Origin of the sequence: Acinetobacter sp. TGL-Y2, assembly GCF_001612555.1 — a bacterium.
Taxonomy (GTDB): domain Bacteria; phylum Pseudomonadota; class Gammaproteobacteria; order Pseudomonadales; family Moraxellaceae; genus Acinetobacter.
Window position 1 is genome coordinate 2884797 of the sequence record NZ_CP015110.1, and the last position, 14324, is coordinate 2899120.

At 40.5% G+C, this 14324-nt stretch carries 16 protein-coding genes and 1 tRNA gene; 11 read left to right on the forward strand and 6 right to left on the reverse strand.

Going from position 1 to position 14324, the window contains the following annotated elements; all coding sequences use genetic code 11:
• Positions 1-22 precede the first annotated feature (22 nt).
• The 4 genes from AMD27_RS13790 (at position 23) to AMD27_RS13805 (ending at position 3309) form a co-directional block, all read left to right on the forward strand.
• On the forward strand, positions 23-1111 hold the full coding sequence (locus AMD27_RS13790) for a PhoH family protein (protein ID WP_067661550.1): 1089 nt from the start codon (positions 23-25) through the stop codon (positions 1109-1111).
• Positions 1112-1128: 17 nt separating this feature from the next.
• Entirely contained in the window at positions 1129-1614 is a 486-nt protein-coding gene (gene ybeY / locus AMD27_RS13795) for an rRNA maturation RNase YbeY (RefSeq protein WP_067661551.1), read from the forward strand.
• Positions 1615-1903: 289 nt separating this feature from the next.
• Positions 1904-3007: a mechanosensitive ion channel family protein gene (locus AMD27_RS13800; protein WP_067661553.1), complete on the forward strand. Its 1104-nt coding sequence runs from the start codon at positions 1904-1906 to the stop codon at positions 3005-3007.
• Positions 3007-3309, forward strand: a complete 303-nt coding sequence (locus AMD27_RS13805) for an antibiotic biosynthesis monooxygenase family protein (RefSeq protein ID WP_067661555.1) — start codon at positions 3007-3009, stop codon at positions 3307-3309. Before AMD27_RS13800 ends, AMD27_RS13805 begins: the two co-directional genes overlap by 1 nt.
• 161 nt (positions 3310-3470) lie before the next feature.
• On the opposite strand, the gene AMD27_RS13810 is transcribed toward AMD27_RS13805, so the two are convergent.
• Positions 3471-4352 carry an energy transducer TonB gene (locus tag AMD27_RS13810; protein ID WP_067661557.1) on the reverse strand — a complete coding sequence of 294 codons (882 nt, stop codon included), beginning with the start codon at positions 4350-4352 and terminating at the stop codon, positions 3471-3473.
• 232 nt (positions 4353-4584) lie between these two features.
• Here AMD27_RS13810 and AMD27_RS13815 point away from each other — a divergent pair, with 232 nt between their 5' ends.
• From AMD27_RS13815 to AMD27_RS13830, 4 genes are all read left to right on the forward strand, one after another.
• Positions 4585-5265 carry a hypothetical protein gene (locus AMD27_RS13815; protein ID WP_067661559.1) on the forward strand — a complete coding sequence of 227 codons (681 nt, stop codon included), beginning with the start codon at positions 4585-4587 and terminating at the stop codon, positions 5263-5265.
• A gap of 128 nt (positions 5266-5393) precedes the next feature.
• Positions 5394-6107 (forward strand): DUF3108 domain-containing protein, encoded by a 714-nt coding sequence (locus tag AMD27_RS13820; RefSeq protein ID WP_067661561.1) that lies wholly within the window; start codon positions 5394-5396, stop codon positions 6105-6107.
• A gap of 82 nt (positions 6108-6189) precedes the next feature.
• Positions 6190-6765 carry a xanthine phosphoribosyltransferase gene (locus tag AMD27_RS13825; RefSeq protein ID WP_067661563.1) on the forward strand — a complete coding sequence of 192 codons (576 nt, stop codon included), beginning with the start codon at positions 6190-6192 and terminating at the stop codon, positions 6763-6765.
• Positions 6766-7081: 316 nt separating this feature from the next.
• Positions 7082-7456: a hypothetical protein gene (locus AMD27_RS13830; protein WP_067661565.1), complete on the forward strand. Its 375-nt coding sequence runs from the start codon at positions 7082-7084 to the stop codon at positions 7454-7456.
• A 107-nt stretch (positions 7457-7563) separates the two neighbouring features.
• On the opposite strand, the gene wrbA is transcribed toward AMD27_RS13830, so the two are convergent.
• On the reverse strand, positions 7564-8160 hold the full coding sequence (gene wrbA / locus AMD27_RS13835; protein ID WP_067661567.1) for an NAD(P)H:quinone oxidoreductase: 597 nt from the start codon (positions 8158-8160) through the stop codon (positions 7564-7566).
• Between the two features lie 114 nt (positions 8161-8274).
• On the opposite strand from wrbA, the gene AMD27_RS13840 reads away from it, so the two are divergent.
• On the forward strand, positions 8275-9519 hold the full coding sequence (locus AMD27_RS13840; RefSeq protein ID WP_067661569.1) for a YihY family inner membrane protein: 1245 nt from the start codon (positions 8275-8277) through the stop codon (positions 9517-9519).
• Positions 9520-9592: 73 nt separating this feature from the next.
• On the opposite strand, the gene yddG is transcribed toward AMD27_RS13840, so the two are convergent.
• The 3 genes from yddG to AMD27_RS13855 all read right to left on the reverse strand — a co-directional run bounded on the left by yddG (position 9593) and on the right by AMD27_RS13855 (position 11924).
• Positions 9593-10477 carry an aromatic amino acid DMT transporter YddG gene (gene yddG / locus AMD27_RS13845; protein WP_067661571.1) on the reverse strand — a complete coding sequence of 295 codons (885 nt, stop codon included), beginning with the start codon at positions 10475-10477 and terminating at the stop codon, positions 9593-9595.
• A 238-nt stretch (positions 10478-10715) separates the two neighbouring features.
• Positions 10716-11357, reverse strand: coding sequence for a fumarylacetoacetate hydrolase family protein (locus tag AMD27_RS13850; RefSeq protein ID WP_067661573.1), 642 nt, complete (start codon positions 11355-11357; stop codon positions 10716-10718).
• A 66-nt stretch (positions 11358-11423) separates the two neighbouring features.
• Complete coding sequence (locus AMD27_RS13855; RefSeq protein WP_067661575.1) at positions 11424-11924, reverse strand: YcxB family protein; 501 nt, start codon at positions 11922-11924, stop codon at positions 11424-11426.
• Positions 11925-12148: 224 nt separating this feature from the next.
• Between AMD27_RS13855 and AMD27_RS13860 the strand changes: the two genes are divergently transcribed.
• A complete protein-coding gene (locus tag AMD27_RS13860) occupies positions 12149-13426 on the forward strand; it encodes a hypothetical protein (RefSeq protein WP_067661577.1) in 1278 nt (425 codons plus the stop codon).
• Between the two features lie 97 nt (positions 13427-13523).
• Here AMD27_RS13860 and AMD27_RS13865 read toward each other — a convergent pair.
• Positions 13524-13600 (reverse strand) — tRNA-Arg (locus tag AMD27_RS13865).
• Positions 13601-13736: 136 nt separating this feature from the next.
• On the opposite strand from AMD27_RS13865, the gene AMD27_RS13870 reads away from it, so the two are divergent.
• Positions 13737-14291, forward strand: a complete 555-nt coding sequence (locus AMD27_RS13870) for a hypothetical protein (RefSeq protein ID WP_150115783.1) — start codon at positions 13737-13739, stop codon at positions 14289-14291.
• Positions 14292-14324: the final 33 nt, after the last annotated feature.

Consider the following 14324-nt stretch of genomic DNA (forward strand, 5'->3'; position numbering starts at 1 on the left):
TACTTTTACAAAAGGATATCTCTTGACTGCAGCGATTAGACGTACAGTGGCTTTTCCAGGCATTTCAATGGACCGTTTACAAAGCATGCTCGGTGCTTATAACGGTCACTTGAAACAAATTGAACAACGTTTAGATGTAAAAATAGACCACCGTGGCGATAGTTTTTATATCGATGGTGGAATAGATGAAGTTGAGCGTGCAGAAATTCTGCTGCAACAGCTCCATGCTGAAGCAGAAGTCTCTCAACAAATCAGTGCAGATGTGATTCATTTAATGATTCAAGGCAGTCAAACTGACCGCGAACTTCAAACGGATCCTGATCAAGAACATACGGGCTTAGAGGATGTTTGGCTGCAAACACGCAAAGGCCGTATTAACCCACGTGGCGCAAACCAAAAGCGTTATGTACAACATATTTTAAACAGTGATATTTCATTCGGCATTGGTCCTGCAGGAACGGGTAAAACCTATCTTGCTGTGGCCGCTGCCGTTGATATGCTTGAACGTAATGAAATTCAGCGGATTTTACTGGTTCGACCTGCGGTTGAAGCCGGTGAGAAACTCGGTTTCTTGCCGGGTGACTTAAGCCAAAAAATTGATCCTTATCTCAGACCGCTTTATGATGCTTTGTATGAAATGCTCGGCTTTGAAAAAGTCGCCAAACTGATTGAGCGTCAAGTGATTGAAGTTGCGCCCCTTGCCTATATGCGTGGTCGTACTCTCAATCATTCTTTTGTGATTTTAGATGAAGCCCAAAACACCACACCTGAACAGATGAAGATGTTCCTGACTCGTTTAGGTTTTGGTTCACGTGCCGTAATCACTGGGGACGTGACACAGGTCGATTTACCCCGTGGTCAACAATCTGGTCTTGCGCATGCTTTGCGTGTGATTGAGAAAATCAAAGAAATTCATATTACCCGCTTCCATTCTCGTGATGTGGTCAGACATCAGCTGGTACAGAAAATTGTCGAAGCCTACGAAGGATGGGATAGCGAACATCACCGTTTGAGTGCTGAAGGTCGTGCAGAGCGTAAAGCACGACAAGATGCGCTGATTCATGAAAATGACTCTGCAGCCGATGCACAGCATCAAGCAGAAACCCAGTAAATATTTAAGGACAAGTCTTGAAACTTAGCCTCTCGTTGCAACAATCGTTTGAAGCACCTTCTTTGGTGCTCAAACGTGCTTATGTTAAAAAAGTTGTTGAAACCACTTTACGCCATATAGACACACAAAGTGACTGTGAAGTCGGTATTGCCTGCGTGGATATAAACGAAAGTCATAAACTGAATTTGGAATATCGTGGCAAAGATAAACCCACCAATGTGCTGTCGTTCCCCAGTGAAATCCCCGATGAAATGGCGGCAGTTTTAGAATCTTTTCCACTCGGTGATCTGGTGATTTGTATTCCTGTCGTATTACAAGAAGCTGAAGAACAAGGCAAAGTTCCTCTGACTCACTTCACGCATATGCTGGTCCATGGCACGTTGCATCTCATGGGCTACGATCATGAAACTTCAGATGAAGATGCGGAAGAGATGGAAGCCATTGAAATTGAGATTTTAGCCAAGCTTGGATTAGATAATCCATATACGGTTCAAGAACATTAGCCAAGAGATAAACCTTCAGGAAATCTGATTAGATTTCCTGATTGATTTGCAATGACAGCCAGACAATCTTTGATCAAATTTTCATGTTTAGGTTGTTCTCACTTTAAAGTCGTAGGGTTCAAAGTTCCTGTGATTTAAAGTATCTGTTCTTGAAAATCACCTATTCTAAAAATGGGAAGTATCTCAAAATTGGCAAATACTTTCGTTTTAAAAAATCTCAACTATCCAGCTTGATTAGATTTACCTATACTTAAAACCTCCACCCCATAAAAGCAATAACAAAGACATCATGTTTGATCGCCTATTGACCGAGTTTTTAGAAGCCTTAAGACGCAGTATATTTCTGAGCATCGGTGCGCCTGAAAATCATGATTTAAATTGGGATGTGTTGGCAGCGAAACTACTGAGTAAGCTCGTCATTATTGTGGTTTTGATTGTGCTGTTTTGGTTGCTCAGCCGTGGACTACGTAAGCTGATCCAATTGATTGCCAAACGCATTCATGCCAATCCAATTATCATTAATGTGCTTAACAATTCGATTCATTTCTTCTGGCTATTGGCGTCGAGCATTACCGTACTTTCGCAATTTGGCCTGTCTGAAAAATATCTTCAAGCGGTGTCTAGGGCAGCCATTGTTTCACTAATTTTTTATGTGATTTGGATGCTCTTTACCAAACTGACCATGCGCTTTTTGGATCAGTTCTATATTGATGACTCACTCAAGCAATTGCTACGTAATATTATTTCGGTGTTGCTGGTGATCTTTGGCATCGCTGCCATCATGGCGCAGTTTGGCTTTAATATTATTTCGATCATGGCAGGTCTTGGGATTGTCGGGATTGCGGTCAGTTTTGCTGCTCAGTCGACCCTGTCCAATTTTATCGCTGGGATTACCATTTTGATCGAGCGCCCTTTTCATATTGGCGACTGGGTGCGGATCAATAAATTCGAAGGTAAAATCACCCAAATTTTACTGCGAACCACGCATATCCGTAACCGTGACAACTTGCTGATCATCATCCCCAACTCGACTGTTGCCAATGCGGAAGTCACCAATTTGACCGCGCATGAGCGCATGCGATTTGAGAGTTATTGCCGTATTTCATTACAAGAAGATGTAGAAAAAGCTCGCCAAGCCATTTTGGCACGCTTAGATTTAGAAGAGGAATATTTAAAACAACCTGCACCGAGTGTGGATGTCAGTCAGTTTGCTGAGTCTGGTATTGTATTGATCGTACGCTATTGGCTTGAACCTTATCAGATGGAACGCTTACCACGCATTCAAGAAAAACTTCTGGAACACGTCAAAGAAGCACTTCGAGATGCTGAGATTGATGTGCCTTTCCCACATATTAAATTATTGACCGATCAATTTAGAAATGAGGTTAAATAATGCTTCTGTCTGCACGATTCGTGGTGATTTTTAAAGCCAAAATAAAAGCCTTAGATCCAAGTTATTTTCAAATGGCTCAAAGTCTAAGAGAAAAAGCCTTGAGCCAATTTAACTGTCAAAAATTCGAAGCTATTTCAGAAAATGGTTTTGAAGTAGCGCTGTCTTATTGGCATTCATTCGAGGACATTCAAGCTTGGCATCAGGATGCTGATCATAAAGTGGCTCAAGCAATTGGAAAAGTAAAATGGTATCAGAGCTTTAGCGTAGAGATTTGTGAAATTCAAAAATCTTACAGCAGCTAATCGGCACAGATTTATTCACCGGCTCATTTGCACACGCTTATTTTCAAAACCAGGATAATAATAAGCTTAGTTATTCAGAGGAATTTACTACTGCATGTATATCAAGCTTAGTTCATCCGAGTGAGCAACCATAGCTATTCATCTGGCTAATGAATATCAGACTAGCGAACTTCAAACTCTGCATCCGCAGGATCAAACTTCCATGTTCGAATAATACGAAGCTCTGAAATATCTTTCATCTTAGTATCAAATACACCAAACGGCGCACCTTTACGCACGGAGTTTTTCGCTGCTTCATCCAAAATAGAATATCCTGAACTTTCAATCAAACGAATCGCACGAATACCCCCATTTTGATTTAAAATCACCATCAAGCGTACTTCGCCTGCCAAACGCTGTTGCTTGGCTTGTTCTGGATAATAACGATTGCCATAGACTTCAACTTTTTCACGAAATTTATCGAGGTAGCCTGCCGAGGCATCTTGCTTGGCGTGTACTCCATCCACCGTTTTAATTTTTTGTTGGCGACTAAAGTTTTGCTGCTTCTTTAAATATTGTGCCTCTAAACTTGCCACCATGGCTGCTTTGGCTTGGAATTGACTGTTGAGTTCTTCCATGGCTTTTTTACGTTCACTCAGTTCCGTCTGCTTTTGCCAGCTGAGCACTGTCATTAAAACCTTCTCTTCAAACTTCAGTTCACGCTTTTGCTGAATTTGCTCCAGTGCTTGAAGCTGCTGCTCCCCTGCACTGAGATCATCGGCTTGCGCGGGCATATCCGATGACATACGATGCGCTTCTCGAAAAGTACCACTTCCTTTCTGGTCATCTTGCGCCAAAAAGTCAGCCGCTTGAATTTTTTCCGTGCTTGGACGTAAAGTCACTGCAATGTCTTTACTAGCGGTATCGTGTTCTTGAGGCATCGCGAATTGCAATGACAAAAAGATCAGGTGCACAATAACCGCAGTTGAAACCGCCATCACAAACAGTGGATCTTGCCACCACTGATGAAACTGCTTTGGAACAGCAATCATTTTTTTAATCATGACATTAATCCGACAAAACACCCCGAGCGAAATTTTAAAATACGCTAAAATAGGTCGACTCTTACATTTAGCAAGTTTTTAGTGATGTACTTAATACATTAAGAATCATAATTTTAGATCTATGAAAATGGTGCATTGAATTTTGCTAAACTGCAATCTTTAAGCTTGTAATTTTAAAATAAATAGACAAGATAACTGCTGAATTAAATTCAGATATTAGGGAATTCTTCTTATGCCAACGTTATTTTCAAATATCGCTAAACAGTTCCGTAAGGTCTATCAAAAGGCCGAGGGATTTATTGAGGAAGAGCGTGAATTTCCCATTTCTCAAGTATTCCTCAATGCAACATTTAAGCGTTTTGTCACAGATAACGTGCAACTCCTTGAAGATCTCCACGCAGACGTACATGACGATTGGCTGCGTCTATATGCCACCATTAATGTCAAAGGTCTGTATACCACGGTTTCTGTGGATTTAAAGCTGATTCAAATGGAATTAAACAAAGACATCCAATTGATTGTCTTTGAACAAATTAGCAATACCCAAGTGATTGAAGCAAAATTCCAAACCTGGTGGATGAAAATTGCCTTTAATTCGGCTTTATTTTTCTATCAAAAAGTTTTGCGTAAAGACCCTCTGGGCATGCTACTGCAAAAATTTGAAGTTCTGACGGTCAAAGATGAATTGCTGCATTTGGATTTAAATCGTTGGTTAGGTGACAATCGCTCAATTACCGACACATTGAATAAAGTCCATATCAATCATGCTGAACTTCGTGAAACCGAATTGGTGGTCATGGGCAATGTCAATTTGATGGCGTTGTTCAAAAAAGTCAATCAATCTGATTTTGATGCTAAAGATGAAGAAGCACTTGACGATAAAGTCAGTCCGATCAAACAAAAAGAAGCCTAATCATTTTTTCCATCCACCTTGTGATACATAAATTCACATAATCTGTGCAAATCTTGATTTTTCCTCCCATATTTGACGGCATAATTCTTTTAACGCTCTAAAGCAACATTTTCCAAAGGACATATTCTATGGCAGTTCTGCAGTTGAAAACCTTAAGTCTTATTGCAGGCGTGACTAGCGCTGTATTACTGACGGGCTATTCAAGTCAAACGCTTGCCATGAGTCCATTCCAAGCCAGCTATCAATTTGCCTACAATGGTAAAAACCTAGGTTCTGCGACGCGTACACTGTCTCAATCTGGCAACAATTGGTCTTATGTGTTTGTGGCAAAAGCCGGGGGGCTTGCCTCTGCCACTGAAACCAGTAAATTCAGCATGAATAACAATCAAATTGTGTCGAGTAGTTTTAGCCGTACCAGCAAAGTCTTGGTGCATAACAACACCATGAGCATTAAATTCAACCCTGCGGCGAAAACCATCACCACCAGTAAAGATAAAGAGAATAGATCCTTTGCTTGGAAAGCTGGGGTGTTGGATGAATTAAACGCAGAATTACAAATCCGTGAAGATCTAAAAGGCTCAGGTTTAAAATCTAATTATTTATTGGCAGATGCCAATGAAATTGAGTCACGTAAGTTCATCAAACAAGGCTCAGAAAAAATCAAAACCAACTACGGCACCTTTGATACCGTTAAAGTGGTCATGAAACATGATAAGCCGGGTCGGGAAACCATTTTCTGGTTAGCGCCTAAACTGGACTATCTGCCAGTCAAGGTCACCCATCAAGATAAGAAGTCTTCTTATGGATTATTGTTGACCAGCTACAAGGGAATGAGTAAATAAGGCAATTATTACTTGCTTTTTTGCAGATGCTTTTTAAAATACGTCTTTGCTTAAAAGGCATCTGCCCTTAGAGGATTCTCCCGTGCACGCACTAGAACAGAAAATCTTAAACGAAGGTATCGTTCTATCTGATCAGGTTTTAAAAGTTGATTCTTTTTTAAACCACCAAATTGACCCCGTCATGATGCAGCAAATTGGACAAGAATTTGCACGTTTATTTAAAGATGCGGGCATCACCAAAATTATTACGATCGAAGCGTCAGGTATTGCTCCTGCAGTCATGGCAGGCTTAGAACTTGGCGTTCCTGTTATTTTTGCGCGTAAGTATCAGTCTTTAACCTTAAAAGATGATCTTTACCGTTCAAAAGTGTTCTCGTTCACCAAACAAATTGAAAGCACGATTGCGATTTCTAAAAAGCACATCTCTGCGCAAGATAAAGTCCTTGTGATTGATGACTTCTTGGCCAATGGTCAAGCTGCCCTAGGTTTAGCGGATTTAATTCATCAAGCGGATGCCTCAGTCGTCGGTATTGGTATCGTGATTGAAAAAGCATTTCAACCAGGTCGTGATCTGTTGCTTGAAAAAGGCTACCGCGTAGAGTCTTTGGCTCGCGTCAAGTCTTTGGCAAACAGTACTGTAGAATTCGTTCGCGACTAAGCTTACACACTATAAAAGAGAGCGTACTTTGGCGCTCTTTTTTATGCCTCAAATAAAGGGCTTGAGAAAATAATGCCTGCATAGCCTATTCATTTTCAAAGCGAGTTTCACGTTACAAGCCATATCAATATTTATCTAAACAATTCAGTTAAAATCAATTTATAAGGTCCGATTGAAGATTTTATTTCCATATATCTTCATGACTATACTGAAACTGAAAATTGACAAAAACAATTGCCCACGAAGCCTAGAATGTGATTGATGAAAAGCGTTTAAGCACGACATCACCCATACATTAAGCCATGGAATTAAATTGATGGAACAAAGCATAAACTGTCCAAAATGTGGTTCGACCGAAGTTGAAAAACGTAACCATGAACAACTGCTGCAAAAAACAGGTGGTGTATTGCTCTCTGCCGCAGGTACAACAGCAGGCACAGTCGGCGGTGCTGCTTCTGGTGCTTCTATAGGTGCTGCCATTGGAACTGTTGCTGGACCCTTAGGTGTGATTATGGGCGGAACCATTGGGACATTCGTAGGCGCCATTAGTGTCGGGATTACGGGTGGTTTCTTGGGTCATCGTTTTGGTAAAAAAGCCGGCGAAGTGGTCGATAAAAATATGTTTTTAGATTACCAATGCCAAAAATGTAAACATCGCTTTGAAGAAAAACAGCTTAAAACTGAAGCATGATTGAATACCTTAAATATTCAGAATTTCGAAAAGTTACAGACTTATGAAATAAAAAAGAGCCTAAATGGGCTCTTTTTTGGTTTTTGATCAGTGTTTGCTTGATTGAATTATTTGACTTGTAGCTGTTGCGCAATAGTGCCTAAACGCTTCCCTTGCTCTATACACAGCATTTTTTCATCTGCACTTAAGCCTAAATCATGACGTGGACCACTGACATGCGTTGCCCCATACGGCGTCCCGCCTGTTTTGGTATTCGACAATGCAGGATGTGCATTGGTTAACCCCAAAATCATCATGCCATGATGAAACAGAGGCGGTAACATGGTCAGCAAGGTGCTTTCTTGACCGCCATGCATTGAACCAGATGAACTGAACACACATGCAGGCTTATGATGTAAAGCGCCATTAAGCCAAAGACTGGTGGTCTGATCTAAGAAATACTTCATCTCAGATGCCATATTGCCAAATCGAGTTGGTGAACCGAGTGCCAAGCCTGAACAGTGCTGTAAGTCTTCCAAAGTGCAATAAATATCCCCCTCTTCAGGAATACTGGCTTCTGCCTGAGTCACCACGGTGGTGAGATTCGGTACAGTGCGAATTTTAGCTTGCATACCTGATGCTTCAATTCCATCTGCAATCAAATGCGCCATTTTTTTAGTCGCGCCATATTTACTGTAATAGAGAACAAGAACATAAGGTTGCATACGTTAATCATCAAATGAAAAAAAGAAAACTATACGGTAATTCTCAGCATTTTTGGTTAAGCTGTAAAGGAAACAGCAATAAAGTTAACGAATAACAATGGGAACAGATACTTTATGATGCAATTACTCAAAAAGCTCCCTTTCTATAATAAAACTTGGTTTCAATTCATTATTTTCGTCATTAGACGTTTTGAAGCGAACAGTTGTAGAGAGCAAGCGGGATCATTGACCTACACCACGTTGTTCGCGGTCGTCCCCATGCTGACGGTTTTTTTAGTAATTATCTCGTCAATCAAAGCCTTAGAGCCTGCACGTCAACAATTACAGCAGCTGATTTACAGTAATTTTTTGCCGAAAACCAGTATCGCTTTTGACAAAGCTTTAAATGCCTTTACCGATAATTCGAGTAATTTAACCATTATTGGTGTGCTGTTCTTATTTGTCACTACGGTGATGATGCTGACCAGTATTGAAACCGCCTTTAATAAAATCTGGCGCGTCAAGGAAACGCGAAATGGCATTGTGGGCTTTATGCGTTATTGGACTATTATCTCACTCGGTCCTATTTTGCTCGGTAGTGCGTTTGTGATTTCGTCAACCCTGGCATCATTAAATGTATTGAGCAATAATTTCGCAGGCTATGAGGTCAACGGCGCTGCGCTGTTATGGGTGATTTCTTTGGGTTTAACCGTGTTTGGATTTTTCACCTTATATTGGACAATTCCTAACCGATCAGTGCCTATACGTTCAGCCATAATAGCTGCGGTCTTTAGTGCCGTGACCTTTGAATTGCTCAAAAATTTGTTTGGTTTTGTCATGACCAACTTCACCAGTTATCAGCTGGTGTATGGCGCGTTTGCCGCAGTTCCCATATTCCTTCTGTGGATTTTTCTGTCTTGGAACGTGGTGCTTTTAGGTGTTGAAATTAGCTATGCATTGACCGCTTTTCATACCGGCAAAACCCAAACCCGCCATCCTGTGTTAATGCTGCTTGATATGCTAGAGCTGTTTTATCAAAAGCAAAAAGACGGCAAATCCGTGACCGATGAAGAAGCCTTAAATATTTTAGGACGCGGCGAAATTGGACGCTGGCCGGCCTATGTACGTTTACTCGAACAGCAAAATATTATTAAGCGGACTGAAAGTGATCAATATGTATTAGTGAGAAATTTAGATCATCTGGATTTTTGGTCATTTTATAAATCCCTGCCTTATACTTTGCCCAACAAAGAAGATGTCGGACATATTCATGAAGATGATGTCTGGATGCAGCGTATTGGCCCAGCACTGGTTGAATCTGATGACTACTTAGCGGCCAAACTATCGATTCCGCTATCGACTATTTTGGATCAGAAATAATTAGCGCATTAAAAAAGACCTCGCCTTGAGGTCTTTTTTTCGCATGATGAAAAGTTTAGAGATGATGAAAATATCATTCAATTGAAGCTGTCGATTTCCAACAAATGATTGCGCCTAAGCTCACCAAGCCCGTGCCCAGCCAAAAACTCAATTGAGGATAAACTCCAAGAATCAACATTGACATGACGGTCGAGAGAATTGGCATAAAATAAGTCGCCACAATCAAGATCTTCATATGGCCATATTGCATACTTTGGTTCCAATTGCTGTAAGCAATCCCAATCAGTCCTCCGAGCACCGCCACTGTGAGCCAGAGTTGCAGACTAGGCATCACAAAGGGTTCATTTAACACGCCATGTACCAGCCACAGCAAAACCACAGTGACAGTAAAGAAGAGTGGAACGCCATTTTGACCTTGTGCATATTTTTTAGTCAAAATACTGTAAATGGGCCAAAGCAAAGCCCCTACCAATGCAAAAAGATAGGCAATCGGGTTTTGCTTTAAAATCAAGATCAATTGATCTGAATTTAAAATATCGGGGTTTACCACCAACATAAGGCCCAAAATTGCCAAGAGAAATCCAATGCCGACACACCAGTGAAAATTCAATTGTTTAAGCAGAATAGAAAACACAATCATCAGGGGGGGCCATAGATAATTGATCATGGCAATCACCATGACTTGATCTCGGTTTTGAGACAGTGCAATCGACACCAAAAACAGAATTTCGTAGGCAACAAATAAAGCGCCACAGCCCAGCAGATAGACTTTTGACATTTGAGCAATTCGAGGCAATCCCGTGACTACCAGAATAAACACTGCACTAAAGGTATAAATCAAAGCCACGCCTTGCACAGGGCTTAACACTTCAGTCACGAGTTTGACTATACCGACCAAACTTGCCCAAATCAGAATCGATGAGAGGCCGAGCCAGGTGTAATGATTTCCCCATTGCATATGTATTGGCACCCTATTGTTTATTCTTCTGATTCTGATTTTTGCTATGACGCAGAGGTTTTGATTCGCAATTTTACTGTTTAAATTTTTTATTAACCTGAGTTTAAACAAAATCTATTGACCATATTAATAAAAGTGACATTAAAAAGGGCTACTCATGTAACCCTTTTTCAGTTCAGTTCAATGGTTCATCTATAAATGAATCCTGCAGGGTTGAAGCTTAAAAACCAAATTGAAACTAAGCTTGTACCGAGGTATGCCACACAAAATCTTGCGTCTGACCTTTAAGCGTCATTTTCAGTTGATCCCCTGCGTTCAATGCAGCCACACCCGCTGGCGTACCTGTCATCACCACATCACCTACGTCTAAACTAAACACTTGGCTAATCTCTGCCAGTAATGCACCAATCTCAAAGATCAGTAATGCAGTATCACCTTTTTGACGCACCACATCATTCACCTCTAAGCTGTAATGAATATTGTTCCAGTCGGAGACTTCACTAACATCCACCCAATCCGCCAACACGCAAGACCCATCAAAGGCTTTAGCACGTTCCCAAGGCTGACCTTTATTTTTAAGTGCATCTTGTAAATCACGCAAAGTTAAATCTAAACCTAAAGTCACCGCGCCAATCGCTTCAATGGCTTTAACAGGGTCAGTCTCTCCTTTTAATGGTCGATCAATACGCAAACTCAGTTCGCATTCATGATGACAATTGCCCCAAGCTGGGTTCCATGAAATGGCTTGACTCAATGAAATTAGACTGCTTGGTGGCTTAATAAATAAAACAGGCTGATCCGGAACAGCATTTCCTAACTCTTTTGCATGGTCTGCATAGCTACGACCGACACATACAATTTTTGATGGACCTTGACTCATCTCTTCCCTCTTCTGTTTTATGACATCTTGAATCGTGTTTCGTGTTTCGTGTTTCGTGTTTCGTGTTTATTTTTTAAATGTATTTTCAAATAATGTCTGGTCTGCTGTGTTTTCAAATGCACGTTTGGGAACAATCACCACGGTATGATTTTTCAATTCAAGCATATAGGTGAGTTTACCCATTACGAAATTTTGGACATCTTGATAATGAAAGGCTTGATTGGGACGACCACTGGAAATTAGCTCTGCTGAATCTTGAAATAAATCGATACCTTGTTCGCTTTTGCCAAATTGGTACTTAATAAATTGGCGTTTAAACATCATCGGTAAAAACCAATAGCGCATCAGCAGTTGCAAAACAATAAAAAATACACCGAGCGCAACATAGTAGCGTCCCACACCCTCTAAGCCTAAATATAGACCCCAAATCACAATGGCCACACTGACCAAAGGGGTCAAAAAGCGGGTAAATTGTTTCTTACCAAAAGTGGCCAAAGCAAAACCATCTTGGGACTCTTCTAAGCTCAAGAAATAACGCACAGATAAGGCAGGCTTGGTGTCTGACATAGCAAATTCAACAGATTTTTATACAAGTTGCCTCAGATATTACACTAGATTGTGCCTTTTCATTACGGTGTTGACCGCTTTTTCTTATCGGAATTTACACAAGCACACTGTTCATCAAATCCATGCTCAGATTAGACTTTTTACCCTTTATCTATAAAGAAGATTGAATTGAAGTATTTACCTAAAAATAAAAAATAAGGATATGAAGATTGAAAACAATATATATGCTGATTTGGATCAGTTTGCTCAGCTTATACAGTTTCGCACATGCCGAAATCATCCCATGGAAAGAAGATATTCCGAACAGCCTACAACCTTTTCAAAATAATCCCCAGCTATTGGCGAGTTTAGCTCAGAATCGAATTGTCATTTATGCACACCCTACTCGGCGCACCGCTGTACCGACCTCTAAAAACCCCAATCCTTCGGTGAGTTTTCATTCATCCGCGATTGTTCTACCAGTAAGCGCTGCAAATATTGAGAAAACCTTAACGCATTATGAGCAGTATGTTGGACTGTTTCCACAGCTTAAATCTGCCAAAATCCTCTCTAAAAATGCGCAAGCCACACAAGTCAAATATCGAGTGTCCATCCCTACGCCCGTTCCCGTGCTTAATTTTAATGAAGATATTATTTTTCAGCATCAATTAGGCAAAAACAGCTTAGCAAGTATCGTGATTGATGCGCCTATTCCTTATGCCATCGGAAAGTTTGAATGGTTTAGCTTGGGTGAAAATAAAACCCTACTGACCCTGACCCAATGGGGCGATTTAAATCAGCCTAAAGGTTTTTTAATCAGTAAAATCTTAAATGCCCTGCCTGAAGTGAAAATGGGTATTCCAGCAGGTACCAATGCCTTTATCTTGGAATCACTGCGTAAACGCTTTAGTTCCGATAAAGTCACAGCTTTAAAACCCGGTCAGTTTCCGAATGAAGCACTCAGCAAAGCTCAACTGGATAAAATTGCACAAATCAGTCAAAGTTCCAATCGACCGTTTACGCTCATTCATCTTCCAAGCGCGGTGCCCTATCAACATGGTCCAGAAACTATGCGCTTTGTAACCACCTATCAATATAACGCGCAAAAGCCTCAAGCCCTACAAAAGTGGACTCAACCTAAGGCATATCAAACATTGTTTCCAAGACAAATCAAAAGTATACAGACCACAACTTTGGATAATAAAACCCAAAGTGCAGACATTAAAGCCAGTGTGGGACTTGGCGTGATTACCATTCCATTTCATTTTAAAATGAATTTTAGCTTCCCTAAACCCACCGAGAATTTGTTTTATGCCAATGGTGGTGATTTAAAATATTTAAAGGGACAAATGCAGTTCAATCCACATGCTCAAGGCACATTGCTCAAGATGAGCACAGCCATGAAAATAGACGCTCAAGCCCCCTTTTTATTGAGAATTGCTCGAAGCTTGCCTTATCACGAAGTCTTGCCAACGGTGGGTGCGAATGCTGTTTTTATGACTAAACTTTCGACCGCAAAGTAAGTGATTGGATTAATTATTTATTATTATAAATTTCAGGCACAAAAAAACCGCAATGAAGCGGTTTTTTTGTCAATTTTACATCTTTCGATGATCAAGTTGGTGCGCTCAGAGAGATTCGAACTCCCGACCCCTTAGTTCGTAGCCAAGTGCTCTATCCAGCTGAGCTATGAGCGCGACGTCTTGATGTGCTGCATTATATATGAATATTATTTTTTGTTAAGTGCTAATTTCGCTAAAACCCTTCAAGCGGATAGTAATTAATCACTTATCGTTTTAAACTATTAAAAAAATAGCGATTTGACTTCAAAATATGAGCCTTACTCCCACATCGCATATTTTCACAGACTATTTATTGATGTTTATGCTTTGGGCTTGCTTGCATTATGCCTTTTACATACAACAACAGGAAGTGAATGCACTTATGAATGCCGAGTGGTCTGAACTTCAGCTTGATCAAACCGAAGCGGAACTCAAGGTTTTACAAGGGAAGACTGAATGGCTACTTCAAGTTTATGCTGACGAATCTCAAACACCTCTTGCAAGTTTTCAATGTAATTCTCGGCTCGAATCACTCTGCTTGAAGCTTGCACATCAGCAGATCGAAGTTCGACGTGTTGTTCTTTATGTTGCAAGACATCTTCCACACCTCGACATTCGCGCGATTAAATTAAAACACATTGAATACGTCGATGAAAATCAGCAATCACAATTGTTTCAGGACTATTATGTGCCGCCTAATCGATCCTACAGAAACAAGGATGAAGGGCTGCTATTGATATTTATCAGCGTATTGATTGTTATTTTTTTTATTATGGCATTTCAAATTTACGCAAAGCGCCAATCAACTAAAATCATTCATTATTAAAACCACTATTTACTTGAATTTATTTATTGTGTT

Coding starts and splice junctions, on each gene's coding strand:
- AMD27_RS13800 (WP_067661553.1), top strand. CDS start 1,904: ATGTTTGATCGCCTATTGACCGAGTTTTTAGAAGCCTTAAGACGCAGT.
- AMD27_RS13850 (WP_067661573.1), bottom strand. CDS start 11,357: ATGAGTCAAGGTCCATCAAAAATTGTATGTGTCGGTCGTAGCTATGCA.
- AMD27_RS13805 (WP_067661555.1), top strand. CDS start 3,007: ATGCTTCTGTCTGCACGATTCGTGGTGATTTTTAAAGCCAAAATAAAA.
- yddG (WP_067661571.1), bottom strand. CDS start 10,477: ATGCAATGGGGAAATCATTACACCTGGCTCGGCCTCTCATCGATTCTG.
- AMD27_RS13840 (WP_067661569.1), top strand. CDS start 8,275: ATGATGCAATTACTCAAAAAGCTCCCTTTCTATAATAAAACTTGGTTT.
- AMD27_RS13820 (WP_067661561.1), top strand. CDS start 5,394: ATGGCAGTTCTGCAGTTGAAAACCTTAAGTCTTATTGCAGGCGTGACT.
- AMD27_RS13855 (WP_067661575.1), bottom strand. CDS start 11,924: ATGTCAGACACCAAGCCTGCCTTATCTGTGCGTTATTTCTTGAGCTTA.
- AMD27_RS13815 (WP_067661559.1), top strand. CDS start 4,585: ATGCCAACGTTATTTTCAAATATCGCTAAACAGTTCCGTAAGGTCTAT.
- AMD27_RS13810 (WP_067661557.1), bottom strand. CDS start 4,352: ATGATTAAAAAAATGATTGCTGTTCCAAAGCAGTTTCATCAGTGGTGG.
- AMD27_RS13870 (WP_150115783.1), top strand. CDS start 13,737: ATGAGCCTTACTCCCACATCGCATATTTTCACAGACTATTTATTGATG.
- AMD27_RS13830 (WP_067661565.1), top strand. CDS start 7,082: ATGGAACAAAGCATAAACTGTCCAAAATGTGGTTCGACCGAAGTTGAA.
- AMD27_RS13860 (WP_067661577.1), top strand. CDS start 12,149: ATGCTGATTTGGATCAGTTTGCTCAGCTTATACAGTTTCGCACATGCC.
- wrbA (WP_067661567.1), bottom strand. CDS start 8,160: ATGCAACCTTATGTTCTTGTTCTCTATTACAGTAAATATGGCGCGACT.